14 protein-coding genes are annotated in these 15897 nt (G+C 60.9%); 10 read left to right on the top strand and 4 right to left on the bottom strand.

Features of this window, described 5'->3' with window-relative positions; all coding sequences use genetic code 11:
• On the top strand, window positions 1-633 hold the full coding sequence (dhaL, locus tag KHA73_RS20650; RefSeq protein ID WP_234586370.1) for a dihydroxyacetone kinase subunit DhaL: 633 nt from the start codon (window positions 1-3) through the stop codon (window positions 631-633).
• A 12-nt stretch (window positions 634-645) separates the two neighbouring features.
• On the top strand, window positions 646-2076 hold the full coding sequence (gene dhaM, locus KHA73_RS20645; RefSeq protein ID WP_234586369.1) for a dihydroxyacetone kinase phosphoryl donor subunit DhaM: 1431 nt from the start codon (window positions 646-648) through the stop codon (window positions 2074-2076).
• 4 nt (window positions 2077-2080) lie between these two features.
• On the opposite strand, the gene dhaR is transcribed toward dhaM, so the two are convergent.
• Complete coding sequence (gene dhaR, locus KHA73_RS20640; RefSeq protein ID WP_234586368.1) at window positions 2081-4030, bottom strand: dihydroxyacetone kinase operon transcriptional regulator DhaR; 1950 nt, start codon at window positions 4028-4030, stop codon at window positions 2081-2083.
• A gap of 152 nt (window positions 4031-4182) precedes the next feature.
• A complete protein-coding gene (gene tolC, locus KHA73_RS20635; protein ID WP_234586367.1) occupies window positions 4183-5676 on the bottom strand; it encodes an outer membrane channel protein TolC in 1494 nt (497 codons plus the stop codon).
• Window positions 5677-5960: 284 nt separating this feature from the next.
• On the opposite strand from tolC, the gene nudF reads away from it, so the two are divergent.
• The 6 genes from nudF (at window position 5961) to KHA73_RS20605 (ending at window position 11379) form a co-directional block, all read left to right on the top strand.
• Complete coding sequence (gene nudF, locus KHA73_RS20630) at window positions 5961-6593, top strand: ADP-ribose diphosphatase (RefSeq protein ID WP_234586366.1); 633 nt, start codon at window positions 5961-5963, stop codon at window positions 6591-6593.
• Complete coding sequence (locus KHA73_RS20625) at window positions 6593-7018, top strand: DUF1249 family protein (protein WP_234586364.1); 426 nt, start codon at window positions 6593-6595, stop codon at window positions 7016-7018. The genes nudF and KHA73_RS20625 overlap by 1 nt, the downstream gene beginning before the upstream one ends.
• A gap of 27 nt (window positions 7019-7045) precedes the next feature.
• Window positions 7046-7873 carry a 3',5'-cyclic-AMP phosphodiesterase gene (cpdA, locus tag KHA73_RS20620; RefSeq protein ID WP_234586363.1) on the top strand — a complete coding sequence of 276 codons (828 nt, stop codon included), beginning with the start codon at window positions 7046-7048 and terminating at the stop codon, window positions 7871-7873.
• The gene (yqiA, locus tag KHA73_RS20615; RefSeq protein ID WP_234586362.1) at window positions 7873-8457 is read left to right on the top strand and encodes an esterase YqiA; all 585 of its coding nucleotides are present in this window, start codon (window positions 7873-7875) and stop codon (window positions 8455-8457) included. The genes cpdA and yqiA overlap by 1 nt, the downstream gene beginning before the upstream one ends.
• A 47-nt stretch (window positions 8458-8504) precedes the next feature.
• The gene (gene parE / locus KHA73_RS20610; protein WP_234586361.1) at window positions 8505-10400 is read left to right on the top strand and encodes a DNA topoisomerase IV subunit B; all 1896 of its coding nucleotides are present in this window, start codon (window positions 8505-8507) and stop codon (window positions 10398-10400) included.
• An 82-nt stretch (window positions 10401-10482) separates the two neighbouring features.
• Window positions 10483-11379 (top strand): LysR substrate-binding domain-containing protein, encoded by an 897-nt coding sequence (locus KHA73_RS20605; protein WP_234586360.1) that lies wholly within the window; start codon window positions 10483-10485, stop codon window positions 11377-11379.
• A 9-nt stretch (window positions 11380-11388) separates the two neighbouring features.
• On the opposite strand, the gene KHA73_RS20600 is transcribed toward KHA73_RS20605, so the two are convergent.
• Both KHA73_RS20600 and KHA73_RS20595 read right to left on the bottom strand, forming a co-directional pair.
• On the bottom strand, window positions 11389-11697 hold the full coding sequence (locus KHA73_RS20600) for a putative quinol monooxygenase (RefSeq protein ID WP_234586359.1): 309 nt from the start codon (window positions 11695-11697) through the stop codon (window positions 11389-11391).
• Between the two features lie 34 nt (window positions 11698-11731).
• A complete protein-coding gene (locus tag KHA73_RS20595; protein WP_234586358.1) occupies window positions 11732-12313 on the bottom strand; it encodes an NAD(P)H-dependent oxidoreductase in 582 nt (193 codons plus the stop codon).
• Window positions 12314-12638: 325 nt separating this feature from the next.
• Between KHA73_RS20595 and parC the strand changes: the two genes are divergently transcribed.
• Both parC and KHA73_RS20585 read left to right on the top strand, forming a co-directional pair.
• Window positions 12639-14915 (top strand): DNA topoisomerase IV subunit A, encoded by a 2277-nt coding sequence (parC, locus tag KHA73_RS20590; protein WP_234586357.1) that lies wholly within the window; start codon window positions 12639-12641, stop codon window positions 14913-14915.
• A 245-nt stretch (window positions 14916-15160) separates the two neighbouring features.
• On the top strand, window positions 15161-15895 hold the full coding sequence (locus tag KHA73_RS20585; protein WP_234586356.1) for a 1-acylglycerol-3-phosphate O-acyltransferase: 735 nt from the start codon (window positions 15161-15163) through the stop codon (window positions 15893-15895).
• Window positions 15896-15897: the final 2 nt, after the last annotated feature.

Below are 15897 nucleotides of genomic sequence, written 5' to 3'. Positions count from 1 at the left end.
ATGGCGTTAACCAAACAACAGGTGGTCGACTGGCTGCAGCGCTGCGGCGAAGTGTTTACCCGGCAGCGTGATTTCCTGACTCGGCTGGACACCGAAATCGGCGACGCCGATCACGGCTTGAACATGAATCGTGGCTTCAACAAAGTGGTGGAGAAGCTGCCGTCGGTCGCCGACAAGGATATCGGTTTTATCCTGAAAAACACCGGCATGACGCTGTTGTCCAGCGTGGGCGGCGCCAGCGGCCCGCTGTTCGGCACCTTTTTTATCCGCGCAGCGCAGGCGGCGAACGCCAAGCAGAGCCTGGATCTGGCGGAGCTGCATCAGATGATGCAGGAGGGCGTCGAAGGCGTGGTGATGCGCGGCAAGGCCGAGCCGGGCGACAAGACCATGTGCGACGTCTGGTGGCCGGTGGTGGAAAGCCTCGGCCAGTCCGCCCAGCAGCGGCTCAGCGTGCCGGAAGCGCTGCAGCGGGCCGCAGAGCGCGCCGAACAGGCGGTGGAAAGCACCATCACCCTGCAGGCGCGCAAAGGGCGCGCCAGTTACCTGGGTGAACGCAGCATCGGCCACCAGGATCCGGGCGCCACCTCGGTGATGCTGATGATGAAAACGCTGGCAGAGGTCGCCGGCCAATAGCAGGAGGCGAGGATGATCAATATCGTAGTGGTTTCACACAGCGCGCTGCTGGCGCGCGGGGTTGAACAGCTGGCGCAGCAGATGATGCGCGGCGACGGCTGCCGCCTGGCGCTGGCGGCGGGCGTAGACGACGAACAACACCCGATAGGCACCGATGCTGTCAAAGTGATGGAAGCGATTGAGTCGGTGGCCGACGGCGCCGGCGTTCTGGTGCTGATGGATCTGGGCAGCGCGCTGCTGAGCGCGGAAACGGCGATCGATCTGCTGGATCCTCAGCTGGCCGCCCGGGTGCGGCTGTGCGCCGCGCCGCTGGTGGAAGGCACCCTGGCGGCGGTGGTGGCCGCCAATTCCGGCGCTTCGCTGGAGCAGGTGGCGGCGGAGGCGCAGGGCGCGCTGCAGGCCAAACAGGCGCAGCTGGGCGAGGCGTCGCCGGCGGCGAAAAGCCTGTCTCTGCCGTTGAAACAGGGCAAAAGCCTCAGTTGGACGGTGCAAAATCCGCACGGGCTGCACGCGCGCCCGGCGGCGCGGTTGGCGGAGGCGCTGGCACCGTTCGAGGCTGAACTGGTGCTGGAAAAGCAGGGGCAGTGCGTCAACCCGCGCAGCCTTAACCAGCTGGCGTTGCTGCAGGTGCGCCACGGCGACACCATTCGCCTGATCGCCGCCGGCGCGCAGGAGGATCAGGCGCTGGCGGCGTTCAAGGCGCTGGCGGAACAGCACTTTGGTGAAACGGTATCCGCAGCGCAGCAACCTTCATTGCACGGCATTCCGGTGGCGGAAAGCGTTACCAGCGGCCCGGTGTTTCAGGCGCACAGCTTCTGGCCGACGTTCACCGAACGGAACATTGGCGCAGACGAAGTGCTGAACGAACAGCAGCGGCTGCGCGAGGCGTTGCAACACACCCTGAGCGATTTGAACCGGCTGGCGGAGCGCACCGGCACGCTGATCGGCAAACCGCAGGCGGCTATCTTCGGCGCGCACAGCATGCTGTTGGACGATCCGGATCTGCAGCAGGCGGCCTATACCCGCATCGCCCAGCGGCAGTGCTGCGCCGAGCAGGCCTGGCGGCAGGAGCTGGAGGCGATCGCCGAAGAGTACCGCGCGCTGGACGACGACTATATGCGGGCCCGCGAGCTGGACGTGCGCGACATGCTGCGGCGCACCCTGAGCCACCTGCAGCGCCAGCCGCTGCCGCCGATTGCGCTCAAGGCGCCGTCGATTCTGGTCATGGACGAACTGATGCCTTCCGACGTGGTGATGCTCGATCGCCGCCTGGTGCTCGGCATCTGCCTCAGCGGCGGCAATGCGCTGTCGCACAGCGCCATTCTGGCGAAGGCGATGGGCATTCCGATGGTGGTCGGCATGAAAGACTGCATGAGCAAAACCCGCAGCGGCCAAAAAGCGATGCTGGACGCCGCACGCGGGGTGCTGCAGCTCAGTCACTGAGGTTTCAGGCGCGCAGCTTGAATTGGCGGATATCAATCTGCTGCTGTTTGATTTTTCGCCACAGGGTGGTGCGGCCGATGCCCAGCAGCTGCGCCATTTCATTCAGCTGGCCGCGGCTGACGGCGGCGGCGCGCAGAATCGCCTGGCGTTCCATTTCACTCAGGGTCAGCAGCGGCATGCCGGGCTGCTGCTCGCTTTCCAGCAGCGGCTGTTGGCCGAGCAGATGTTCCGGCAGGTCCGCCAGCTGGATATGGTGGCCGTGGCACATCATCGCCGCGCGCTCCACCACGCCTTTCAGCTCCAGATCGTTGCCCGGCCATAGGTAGAGCGAGAGCTGGGTCAGCGCTTCATCGTCCACGCGGAAGCGGCACTGGAAGTGCTGTTCCAGCGCGCGCAGGTGGTGTTTGACCAACAGCGGAATATCGCTCAGCCGCTGGCGCAGCGGCGGGATCTGGATCTCGAATGCCTGCAGGCTGTAAAACAGCTGGCGGCGAAAACGGTTCTGCTGCACCAGCAACGGCAGGTTGGCGGCGCTGCCGGCGATCACCCGTACGTCCACCGGGATCACCCGGCTGGAATTGAGGCGCATCACCACGCCGGTTTTCAGTACCTGCAGCAGCACCGACTGCATTTCCGCCGGCAGGTATTCGATCTGTTCAAGATACAGCGTGCCGCCGTTGGCCAGCTCAAACTTGCTGAGCTGGCCCGACTCTTCCTCGCTGGCGTCGCTGCCCAGCAGTTCGCGCAGCCCCCGATCTTCCGGCAGCAGTTGGCAGTTAAGGGCGATATAGGGCCCGGCGGCGCGTTCGCTGGCGTTGTGGATCGCCTGGCTGAGCAGCTCTTTGCCTACCCCTTCTTCACCGCACAGCAGGATCGGATGCTGCCCCTTCGCCGCCTGTTGGCCGTAGCGGATCAGCCGGCGCATTTCCAGCGAGGCGGAGGGCATCTGCTCGAAGCTGTGGCTGACGCGCCCCAGCTGGCTGCTGACGTATCGTTGCAAACGCTCCAGCGGGTGCAGCAGGGCGATAAAGCTGCAGCGTTCGCCGTCGAAGATGGGCTTTAGGGTCAGCAGCGTGGCGATAAACTGCCGCTGGCTTTCGAAGGTGACTTCTACGTGCTGCAGCGGCTGGCGCAGGGCGATGGCCCGCTTCAACAGGGCGGGCAGCGTCAGCAGCTGGGTCAGCGGTTTGCCCTGGCACTGTTGTTCATCCAGCTTCAGCAGCCCGGCGGCGCGCCGATTGATGTATTGCAGGTGGCCGCGGTGGTCCCAGGCCACCACGCCGTCGTCTACTCCGTCCAGCAGGCCGTAAAGCTGATTGAGGTGGCGGTTGGACTCCGCCAGCAGGCCGTCGGCGTTGAGCGAGTTGCCAATCTCGCGGGCGATGGCCAGCGTCAATGACAAATCACCGGCGGCGCCGTCGGCCAGCAGGCAACCCAGCGCGATAGAACCGCGTTGGCGGCCGCTGTTGTCGTACACCGGGGTGGCGGAGAATGACCAGCCATGCAGCGCCTGGCGCACATGTTCGCCACCGCTGACCCGCACCGGGTGGCCCTCCGCCGCCGCCAGTGCGGGCGCGTTGGTGCCGATGCGCCCCTCCGACCAGTAGGCGCCGGGGGCAAAACCCAGCTGCAGCAGGCGTTCTCGCGTTTGCGCGTCGCCGCACAGCCACAGCATGCAGCCGCTTTCGTCCAGGATCATCAGCAGGCAGCGGCGTGGCTCCATATATTCGCAGGCGTCTTCCAGCGCCGCCTGGCCGAGCGTCAGCAGATCGTTCTTGCGCTGGCAGATGGAGTCGAAGGTGGCGCCCAGCGCGCGGTGCGGGGGCGACCAGACGCCGGGCTGCATCAGGCTGCGGCAGCGCAGCCAGGAGGCGTAAATCGCCGGCGACGGGCGCTCCGGCGGCGGCAAGGCGCCATCGGCGATCAGCCGCCGCCAGCTCGAAACATTGTCCATCGGATCTCACTCACGCTGAGAAAAACAATGAGCAAGATGATATCACCTCAGGCAGGGCGGCTGGCTGTGAGGCGGCGGGCAGAACCGGTGACGAAGGCAAAAAAAACGGGGCGCGGCAGATGCCGAACCCCGTGTTTATTCCATTGCGCGCATCAGTTGCGGAATGGGTTGCCGCTGTTGCGCGTTGGCTGAGTGGCAGCGGCCGCCGGCACGGAGGCGCGGGTGGCGGCCGGCGCTGCGGTTTGCTCCATCGGCGCATTGTCCTGATAACCGTCAGCATAGGCATCTTGCGTGCGGTTCTGCGGCGCTACGGCATCCGGTGAAGTGGAAGTCGGTTTGCCCAGCGCGCCGTTCAGCATCAGCAGATCGTTCTGGTTCAGCGTGCCGAGCGCGGATTTGATGTTCAGCTGATTGATCAGGTAGGTGTAACGCGCGTCAGACAGCTGACGTTTGGCGTTATACAGCGTGGTGGTAGCGTCCAGCACGTCGACGATGGTGCGGGTACCGACCTGATAACCGGCTTCCATGGCGTCCAGCGAGCTTTGCGCGGAAACCACCGCCTGTTTGTAGGCGTTGATGCTGCTGATCGAGGCGTTGACGTTGTTGAACGACGAACGCACGGTCTGCACTACGCTGCGGTGCGAGCTTTCAAGCTGTTCGCTGGCGCCGACGAAGTTGTACTGCGCCTGTTTTACCTGCGAATTGGTCGCGCCGCCGCTGTACAGCGGCAGGTTGAAGCTCAGGCCCACTTTGTTCTGACCGATGTCGGCATCTGACAATGTGTTGCGCGAACCGCTGTTCTTGGTATTGGAGATTGCCGTGGAGGCGTTGAAATCCACCGTTGGCATATAGCCGGTCTGCGCCGAGCGGATCTGCTCGCGCGCCAGATCCTGGCTCAGGCGAGCGGACAGCAGGCTCAGGTTGCGCGCTTCCGCTTCCTTCAGCAGGTTGTTCACCGCCTCCGGCCGCTGGGTGGTGAAGCGATCGGTATTCAGCGAGGCCAGTTCCGGATAGAACGCGCCGGTCACCTGGCGCAGCGTTTCCAGGGCGTTGTCCAGATCGTTGCGGGCGGAAACTTCGGCCGCCAGCACGGTGTCGTAATTGGAGCGGGCGTTCTGCACGTCGGTTATCGCCACCAGGCCCACGTTGAAGCGCTGGGTGGTTTGATCCAGCGTGCGGTACACCGCGTCTTTCTGCGCCTGGGTATAGGACAACGTGTCAATCGCCTTCAGCACGTTGAAATAGGCGGTGGCGGTGTTGAGGATCAGCGTCTGCTCTGCGGTCTGGAAGGTGACGTCGGAGATGCCGGCGGTCTTTTCCTGCAGCGTCAGCTGGCGCCATTTCGACATGTCGAAAATGGTCTGGGTCAGCGCCAGCGAGCCGCTGGTGGCGTTGCTGTTGGTGTCGCGAGAATCGCGATAGCCGTTGGTATAAGTATACCCAGCGCTCAAACCAAGCTGCGGCAACAGCGGGCTGCGCGCTTCGTTGATTTTCTCAAATGCGGCGTCACGGTCAGCGGCGGTTTTGCGCAGATCCGGGTTACTTTCCCTAGCCTGTTTGTAGACCTGCAGCAGGTTCTCTGCCTGGCTCATTGCACTGAAGCCACTCAGGCTCAGTCCGATAAGAAGGGGGAGCAGTTTCTTCATTTGCATTCCTTGTTGTGCAGCAATATTGCTAAGTTAGCGCTGACGATAGACGAAATAGTTGCCGATTCTAACAGAGTCTGCCGTACGCATCAGGTGGCTGAATGTGCCATCTGGCGTAACTTTTACCTTTCAGGCCGCCGTGTTTACCATAGTTCAACTGGCCGCATACGTCACACCTGATATCATGGCTGACAATCTATCATAAAGCCGCGGCAGATTATCGCGCCGTTTCTGTCATCAAAACTGTTTATTTTATCGGCATACTCACGCAGGAGAATCCGCTTATGAGCCGTTCGCAGCCTTCGCCGGTTACTTTCGATAAAAAAGATGTAGAAATTATTGCACGTGAGACGCTGTATCGTGGTTTTTTTTCACTCAATTTATACCGGTTTCGCCACCGCCTGTTCAATGGCGAAATGAGCCCCGAGATTAAACGCGAGATTTTCGAGCGCGGGCATGCGGCGGTGCTGTTACCCTATGATCCGGTGCGCGACGAAGTGGTGTTGATAGAACAACTGCGCATTGCCGCGGTCGACAGCAGCCATTCGCCCTGGCTGCTGGAAATGGTGGCGGGCATGATTGAAACCGGCGAAAGCGTCGAGGACGTGTGCCGCCGCGAGGCGCAGGAAGAAGCCGGCGTGGTGGTCGGGCGCTGCAAGCCGGTGCTGAGCTACCTGGCCAGCCCCGGTGGCACCAGCGAGCGTCTGTCGATTATGGTCGGCGAGGTGGACGCCGCCACGGCGGAGGGCATCCATGGACTGGAGGAAGAAAACGAAGACATCCGCGTCCATGTGGTCAGCCGCGAGCAGGCTTATCGCTGGGTTGAAGAGGGCGCGATCGATAACGCCGCATCGGTGATTGCATTGCAGTGGCTGGCGTTGCACCATGAATCGCTAAGAAAAGAGTGGGCCAACTAATGAAACAGCGCTATACCCCCGATTTCCCCGAAATGATGAGATTGTGCGAAACCAACTTCGCGCAATTGCGCCGCTTGCTGCCGCGCAATGACGAAGTGGGTGAAACGGTGACTTATCAGGTGAACGGCGCTCACTATCGTCTGACCATTGTTGAGTCTACGCGCTATACCTCGCTGGTGGAGATTGTGCAGACCTTTCCCGCCGTCAGCTACTGGAGCCTGCCCGCCATGACGGTGCGGCTGTATCATGACGCCATGGTTGCGGAAGTGTGTTCCAGTCAGCAGATCTATCGCTTTAAAGCGCGTTATGATTATCCGAACAAAAAGTTGCATCAACGCGACGAAAAGCATCAAATTAACCAGTTTCTTGCTGATTGGTTGCGCTACTGTTTAGCGCATGGAGCGATGGCGGTTCCGGTTTGTTAGACAGACTGAAATAACAAAGGACACCATTTGGAAAGCCTGTTTAAACTGCCCGTGGAAAGTGGGAACACGGTCAGGATCCTACAAATAACAGATACCCACCTTTTTGCCGGCGAAAACGAGACCCTGCTCGGCATCAATACCTATCGCAGCTACCATGCGGTGCTGGACGCCATCCAGGCGCAGGGGCGCGAGGTCGACCTTATCGTCGCCACCGGCGATTTGGCGCAGGATCATTCCCTGGCCGCGTACCGGCGCTTTGCCGACGGTATCGCTCGGTTGCCGGCGCCTTGCGTCTGGCTGCCGGGCAATCATGATTTCCAGCCGGCGATGGTCGACGCGCTGGCCGCCGCCGGCATCGCGCCGTCAAAGCAGGTGCTGCTGGGCGACAACTGGCAGGTGCTGATGCTCGACAGCCAGGTCTTCGGCGTGGCGCACGGCGAACTGAGCGAGTACCAGCTAGAGTGGATGGAGCGCTGCCTGCAGGCTTATCCCGAGCGTTACACCCTGTTGCTGCTGCACCACCATCCGTTGCCGTCCGGCTGCACCTGGCTCGATCAGCATAGCCTGCGCAACCCGCACATGCTGGGGGCGATCCTGCTGCGCTATCCGAAGGTGAACACCGTGGTGTGCGGGCATATTCACCAGGATCTGGATCTCGAGTGGCAAGGCCGCCGCCTGCTGGCGACGCCGTCCACCTGCGTGCAGTTCAAACCGCACTGCACGAATTTCACCATTGACGACGTTTCTCCCGGTTGGCGTTACCTCGATCTGCTGCCGGATGGCCGCGTCGAAACGCAGGTGTTCCGCCTGGAAAACGATGATTTCCGCCCTGACATGGATTCGGACGGGTACTGATGCCTTCTACACTGCTCTATCTCCACGGTTTCAACAGTTCGCCGCAGTCGGCCAAGGCGACGGCGTTCAAGGCCTGGCTGGCTGAACACCACCCGAGCATCGAGATGCTGGTGCCGCAGCTGCCGGCATTCCCGGCGGAAGCCGCCGAGATGCTGGAAAACCTGGTGATGGCGCGCGCCGGGCAAACGCTGGGCGTGGTGGGTTCTTCGCTGGGCGGCTATTATGCCACCTGGCTTTCGCAGTGTTTTTCGCTGCCTGCGGTGGTGGTTAACCCCGCAGTGAAGCCGTTTGAGCTGTTGATCGACTACCTTGGCGAAAACGAGAACCCCTACACCGGCCAGCAATATGTGTTAGAGTCTCGTCACGTTTACGATCTGAAAGTGATGCAGATCGATCCCTTGGAGTCACCGGATTTAATCTGGTTGCTGCAACAAACGGGCGATGAAATTCTCGATTACGGGCAGGCGGTGGCCTATTACACCGCCTGCCGGCAAACGGTGGAGTCGGGTGGAAACCACGCCTTCGTCGGTTTCGAGCACTACTTCCCCCAGATTGTGGATTTTTTAGGGCTAAACGCTGTCTGAGCAGACGGTTCCGGCACCTTCCTTTAACCACGAAAAAATAATCAACGATGACTCAATCCAGCTATAACGCTGATGCCATTGAAGTACTCAGCGGTCTAGAACCAGTGCGCCGTCGTCCCGGCATGTATACCGACACGACGCGTCCAAACCACCTCGGCCAAGAGGTGATCGATAACAGCGTCGACGAAGCGCTCGCCGGCCACGCCAAGCGCATCGACGTGATTCTGCACGCCGATCAGTCGCTGGAGGTGATTGACGACGGCCGCGGCATGCCGGTGGACATCCACCCGGAAGAGGGCGTGCCTGCGGTTGAGCTGATCCTGTGCCGCCTGCACGCCGGCGGCAAGTTCTCGAATAAAAACTACCAGTTCTCCGGCGGCCTGCACGGCGTGGGGATTTCGGTGGTCAACGCCCTGTCGAAGCGGGTGGAAGTCAACGTCAAGCGCGACGGCAACGTCTACGGCATCGCCTTCGAAAACGGCGACAAGGTGCAGGACCTGACGGTGACCGGCACCTGCGGCAAGCGCAATACCGGCACCAGCGTGCATTTCTGGCCTGACGAGCAGTTTTTCGACAGCCCGCGCTTCTCGGTTTCGCGCCTGACCCACCTGTTGAAAGCCAAAGCGGTGCTGTGCCCCGGCGTCGAGATCTACTTCATCGACAAGGTGAACAACACCGAACAGCGCTGGTGCTATCAGGACGGCCTGACCGACTACCTGATGGAAGCGGTCAACGGCTTGATTACCCTGCCGGAAGCGGCCTTCGTCGGCAACTTCGCCGGTGACACCGAAGCGGTGGACTGGGCGCTGCTGTGGCTGCCTGAAGGCGGCGAACTGTTGACCGAAAGCTACGTCAACCTGATCCCGACCATGCAGGGCGGCACGCATGTCAACGGCCTGCGCCAGGGCCTGCTGGACGCGATGCGCGAGTTTTGCGAATTCCGCAATATTCTGCCGCGCGGGGTGAAGCTGTCGGCGGAAGATATCTGGGATCGCTGTGCCTACGTGCTGTCGGTGAAGATGCAGGATCCGCAGTTTGCCGGGCAAACCAAAGAACGCCTGTCGTCGCGCCAGTGCGCGGCCTTCGTTTCCGGCGTGGTGAAAGACGCTTTCAGCCTGTGGTTGAACCAGAACGTCCAGGCGGCGGAACAGCTGGCCGAGCTGGCGATTTCCAGCGCCCAGCGCCGCCTGCGCGCCGCCAAGAAAGTGGTGCGCAAGAAGCTGACCAGCGGGCCGGCGCTGCCGGGCAAGCTGGCGGACTGCACCTCGCAAGACCTGAACATGACCGAGCTGTTCCTGGTTGAGGGGGACTCCGCGGGCGGCTCTGCCAAGCAGGCGCGCGACCGTGAATATCAGGCGATCATGCCGCTGAAAGGCAAGATCCTGAACACCTGGGAAGTGTCCTCGGACGAAGTGCTGGCCTCGCAGGAAGTGCACGACATTTCCGTGGCGATCGGCATCGATCCGGACAGCGAAGATCTCAGCCAGCTGCGCTACGGCAAAATTTGCATCCTGGCGGATGCGGACTCCGACGGCCTGCACATCGCCACGCTGCTGTGCGCGCTGTTCGTGCGCCACTTCCGCTCGCTGGTGAAGGGCGGCCACGTCTATGTGGCGATGCCGCCGCTGTACCGTATCGACCTCGGCAAAGAGGTGTTCTACGCGCTCGACGAAGAAGAGAAAGCCGGCGTGCTGGAACAGCTGAAGCGCAAAAAGGGCAAGCCTAACGTCCAGCGCTTTAAAGGGTTGGGTGAGATGAACCCGTTGCAGCTGCGCGAAACCACGCTGGATCCGAACACTCGCCGCCTGGTGCAGCTGACGGTGAACGAGGACGATGTGGACCAAACGCTGGCGGTGATGGATATGCTGCTGGCCAAGAAGCGTTCGGAAGATCGCCGCAACTGGCTGCAGGACAAGGGCGATATGGCCGAACTGTCGGTCTGACCCGTTCTCAGGCCCGGCTCCCGCCGGGCCTTATTTTCGTTGGGGGCGCCGTTTGCCGCGCCCGATAGCGCAGGGCGGACGCATGAAGATCACCCTCGAAGAATTGCTGGCGTTCACTTCCGTGGTCGACAGCGGCTCGATCACCGCCGCCGCCGATCAGCTCAGCCAGACCACCTCCGGCATCAGCCGCGCGCTGAGCCGCCTGGAAAAGAAACTCGACACCACCCTGATGCGCCGCACCACACGCCGGCTTGAGCTGACCGAAGAGGGGCAAAGCTTCCTCAACCATGCGCGTGAGATCGTGCGTTCAGTGGAGAATGCCGAAGAACAGATGGCGCTGCGCCGGCTGATGCCGGCCGGGCGGCTGCGGGTCAACGCCGCCGCGCCCTTTATGGAACACGTTATCGTGCCGCTGGTGGCGGGGTTTCGGCAGCGTTTTCCGCAAATTGAGCTTGAGCTGAATACCGACAACCTGATTATCGATCTGCTGGAGAAGCGTACCGATATCGCCATCCGCATCGGCGTGCTGCGCGATTCGACCATTCACGCGCGCCTGCTGGGATCCAGCCGCTTGCGCATCCTCGCCAGCCCGGATTACCTGGCGCGGCACGGCACCCCGCACAGCGTAGACTCGCTGCACCAGCATTGCCTGTTGGGCTTTACCCAACCGGAGTCGTTGAATCAGTGGCCGCTGCGCAATCGGCAGGCGCAGCATTTCACCATCGAGCCGACCATTTCGGCTTCCAGCGGCGAGACGCTGCGGCAGCTGGCGCTGCGCGGCGAAGGCATCGTGCAGTTGGCGGATTTCATGACGCGGGGCGATCAGCGCAGCGGGCGGCTGGTGCGCTTGCTGGAGCAGGATACGCTGGACGTGCGCCAGCCGATTAACGCGGTGTATTACCGCAATACTCAGCTGGCGGCGCGCATAACCTGCTTTCTGGACTACGTCAGCGCGCACATCGACGCGCAGACGCTATAGGGCTGGGGCTTACAGGGCGTTGTCCAGGATGTAAATGGTGGTGTCCAGCACGCTGTCCTGGATGGTTTCACGGTGCTTGAGCATGTGATCGATCTCCAGGTGTTTTTCCAGGTGCGCCTGGCTTTGCCATTTTTCCAGCATGAAGATCGAATCCGGCGACCGCTTCTGCCACGGCGCCTGCGTGTGGCTATCGGTCATTGGCGTGTATTCGCTGCAGCCGTCTTCCGCCAGCACCAGCGGCACCAGTTTTCCAATCGCTTTCAGCACGGTGTCACGGTGGCCCGGCTTGGTTTTGATTTCTGCGATTACAGTGATCATCTTTACCTCGTTGGTTTAATGTTGAGTGATTCGCTTAAGCAAAAACTTCCGTCAGGTGCGCGCGATAACGTGCGATATCGCTGTCGATATCCGGTTGTTTAATCACATCATTGCAGATAAAGGTCGGCAGTGCTTCCATCCCCAGGAACTGGTTGGCTTTATGGAAGTGCAGGTACACGCCGTCGACGCCGACGCCGTGGAAGAACTGGCCGGGATCGGTAAAGGCCTCCAATGGCGCATTCCAGGTCAGGCTCAGCATATATTTTTTGCCCTGGATCAGGCCGCCGGAACCGTATTTCTTGCCGGCGTCGGAACGGGTGCGGCCGTCGCTGGCGTACAGGCTGCCGTGCCCGGCGGTGAACACTTCATCGATGTATTTTTTCAGGATCCAGGGTTCGCCCATCCACCAGCCCGGCATCTGGTAAATCACCACGTCGGCCCACAGGTATTTCTGCACTTCGGCCTCGATGTCATAGCCGTCGTCGACCACGGTGACCTGTACATTATGCGGCACGTCGCTCAGGAAGCTTTCCGCCACGTCGCTCAGGGTCTGGTTCAGTTCGCCGTTGGAATGGCCGAATTGTTTTTTAGCATTGATAATCAGGATATTGCTCATCTTTCGCGGCTCCTGTCAGAGTTAAGATATGTCGTGTTCTCCGCGCCAAGGGGCGGAAAACATTTCGCTGACGGGGAGTATAATCTTTAGCAATGCAGGTAAAAATGTGATCGACAGCACAACAGTGTTGACTCAGAGTCAACAAAAAAGCCGATGGATGCTGAAATTTTGCATAAACTCGTTGGCTGAAGCGGCTTGCGTCAGCGATCCTTGCGCCAACTGTGACAGCCACCCCGCAGATGGGTTACTATCGCGGGCAGAATCGACAAGCGATGCCCCTTGTCGTCCAGGGATTGCCAAGCCACGGTCTGAGGATAATTGAGTAATGAGTGATCTGACTCATGACGGTGTAGAGCGTTTACCGCTGCACACATTCACTGAAAACGCCTATCTGAACTATTCCATGTACGTCATCATGGATCGGGCGTTGCCGTACATTGGCGACGGTTTGAAGCCGGTACAACGCCGCATCATCTACGCCATGTCTGAGCTGGGGCTGAGCAACAGCGCCAAATTCAAAAAGTCCGCCCGTACCGTGGGTGACGTGCTGGGTAAATATCATCCGCACGGCGACAGCGCCTGCTATGAAGCCATGGTGCTGATGGCGCAGCCATTCTCATACCGTTATCCGCTGGTGGACGGCCAGGGGAACTGGGGTGCGCCGGACGATCCCAAGTCCTTCGCCGCCATGCGTTATACCGAATCGCGCCTGTCCAAATACGCCGAAGTGCTGCTGGCCGAGCTGGGCCAGGGCACCGTCGACTGGGTGCCGAACTTTGACGGCACCCTGCAGGAGCCGAAAATGTTGCCGGCGCGCCTGCCGAACATTCTGCTCAACGGCACCACCGGCATCGCCGTCGGCATGGCCACCGATATTCCGCCGCACAACGTGCGCGAAGTCGCCGCCGCCGCCGTCGCATTGCTCGACAAACCGGGCAGTTCGCTGGACGATCTGCTCGAATTCGTGCAGGGCCCGGACTTCCCGACCGAAGCCGAGATCATCACCCCGCGCGACGAAATCCGCAAAATTTACCAGAATGGCCGCGGCTCGGTGCGCATGCGCGCCGTGTGGAAAAAAGAAGACGGCAGCGCGGTGATCACCGCCTTGCCGCACCAGGTTTCCGGCGCCAAGGTGCTGGAACAGATCGCCAGCCAGATGCGCGCCAAAAAGCTGCCGATGGTCGAGGATCTGCGTGACGAATCCGATCACGAGAACCCGACGCGCCTGGTGATCGTACCGCGTTCCAACCGCATCGATCTGGAGCAGGTGATGAACCACCTGTTCGCCACCACCGATCTGGAACGCAGTTACCGCATCAACATGAACATGATCGGTCTGGATAACCGCCCGCAGGTGAAAGGCCTGGTGGAAATCCTCACCGAATGGCTGGCCTACCGCCGCGATACGGTGCGCCGCCGCCTTAACTACCGCCTTGAGAAAGTGCTGAAGCGCCTGCACATCCTCGAAGGTTTGCTGGTGGCGTTCCTCAACATCGATGAAGTGATCCACATCATCCGCAGCGAGGACGAACCCAAGCCGGTGCTGATGCAGCGTTTCGGCATCTCCGATACCCAGGCCGAAGCCATCCTCGAGCTGAAGCTGCGCCATTTGGCCAAGTTGGAAGAGTTCAAGATCCGCGGCGAGCAGGATGAGCTGGCCAAAGAGCGCGATCATCTGCAGGCGCTGCTGGCGTCTGAGCGCAAGCTGAGCACCCTGATCAAAAAAGAGATCCAGGCCGATGCGCAGGCCTACGGCGACGATCGCCGCTCGCCGATTACCGAGCGTGCAGAAGCCAAGGCGATGAGCGAACACGACTTCGTGCCGTCCGAGCCGGTGACCATAGTGCTGTCAGAAATGGGCTGGGTGCGCAGCGCCAAAGGCCACGATATCGATCCGAGCGGCCTGAGCTACAAGGCCGGCGACAGCTTCCGCAGCGCGGCGCGCGGCAAGAGCAACCAGCCGGTGGTGTTTATTGACTCCACCGGGCGCAGCTATGCGCTGGATCCGCTGACGCTGCCTTCGGCGCGCGGCCAGGGCGAACCGCTGACCGGCAAGCTGACGCCGCCGCCGGGCGCCACCATTGAGCAGGTGCTGATGGCGGCGGACGATCAAAAACTGCTGATGGCTTCCGATGCCGGCTACGGCTTCGTTTGCACCTTCAACGATCTGGTGGCGCGCAACCGCGCCGGCAAGGTGATGATTACCCTGCCGGATAACGCCAGGGCGCTGCCGCCGATGGAGATCCACGGCGAAGACGATATGCTGCTGTCGATCACCGCCGCCGGGCGCATGCTGATGTTCCCGGTCGCCGACTTGCCGCAGCTGTCGAAGGGCAAGGGCAACAAGATTGTCTCCATTCCGGCGGCGCAGGCTGCGGCTGGGGAAGACAAACTGGCCTGGCTGTTCGTACTGCCGCCGCAGACCTCCGTTACCCTGCACGTGGGTAAACGCAAGCTGACGCTGCGGCCGGAAGATCTGCAGAAGTTCCGCGCAGAGCGCGGCCGCAAAGGCACCCAGTTGCCGCGCGGCCTGCAGCGTATCGATCGCGTCGAAGTGGATGCGCCGCCGCGCGCAGCGGCCGCCGGCGACAGCGAAGAGTAAGCGAACGCGGGCGATTAACGGGCGGGGCGCAGCATGCTGCGCCCGCTTTATTTCTCACCGTCGGCGGTTATTTTCAAATAATTAACATTTCCCCGCATAAAATTATTGTGCGCATCGCCGGCTGGCGGGAAAATAGCAAAAAATGCAGGCGCCATTTTCGCTTTCCGCGTACTGCAATCGAATAATGAGTAAAGGAATCTGCGCAGCGAGTCAGTCTGCGTCGGCAGTGTGCTAATGAGGTTGTTATGTTATTGATTTTACGTGCCGTTCTCGCCACTCTCTATTGTATTCTGGTGTGTATTTTCGGCTCTGTGTACTGCTTGTTCAGCCCGCGCGATCCCCGCCATGTGGCAACCTTCGGTCACCTGTTTGGCCGCTTGTCCGGCTTATTCGGTTTGAAAGTGGAAACGCGGGTTCCGGCCGATGCGGCCAAAAATGGCAACTGCATTTATATCGCCAACCACCAAAATAACTATGACATGGTGACGGCCGCCAAAATTGTGCAGCCGCGCACCGTGACCGTGGGTAAAAAAAGCCTGCTGTGGGTTCCCTTTTTCGGCCCGCTGTATTGGCTGACCGGTAATCTGCTGATTGATCGCGATAATCGCGCCAAGGCGCACGGCACCATCGCCCAAGTGGCGGAGCAGTTTAAAAAACGCGATATTTCGATTTGGATGTTCCCGGAAGGCACCCGCAGCCGCGGCCGTGGGCTGATGCCGTTTAAAACCGGCGCCTTCCATGCGGCAATTGCCGCCGGCGTGCCTATTGTGCCGATCTGCGTTTCCACCACCAGCGGTAAAATTAATCTTAACCGCTGGAATAACGGCCATGCGATCGTGGAAATGCTGGAGCCGGTCGACATCAGCCAATACGGTAAAGAAAATGTGCGTGAACTGGCGGCCCATTGCCATACGCTGATGTTGGCGAAAATCGCCCAGTTGGACGAAGAAGTCGCCCAGCGCAACGCGGCCGGAAAATAATA

Origin of the sequence: Serratia entomophila (assembly GCF_021462285.1) — a bacterium.
Lineage (GTDB): Bacteria > Pseudomonadota > Gammaproteobacteria > Enterobacterales > Enterobacteriaceae > Serratia > Serratia entomophila.
The sequence above is the reverse complement of the archived record's forward strand: the minus strand, read 5'-3'. Positions and strand labels throughout refer to the sequence as shown.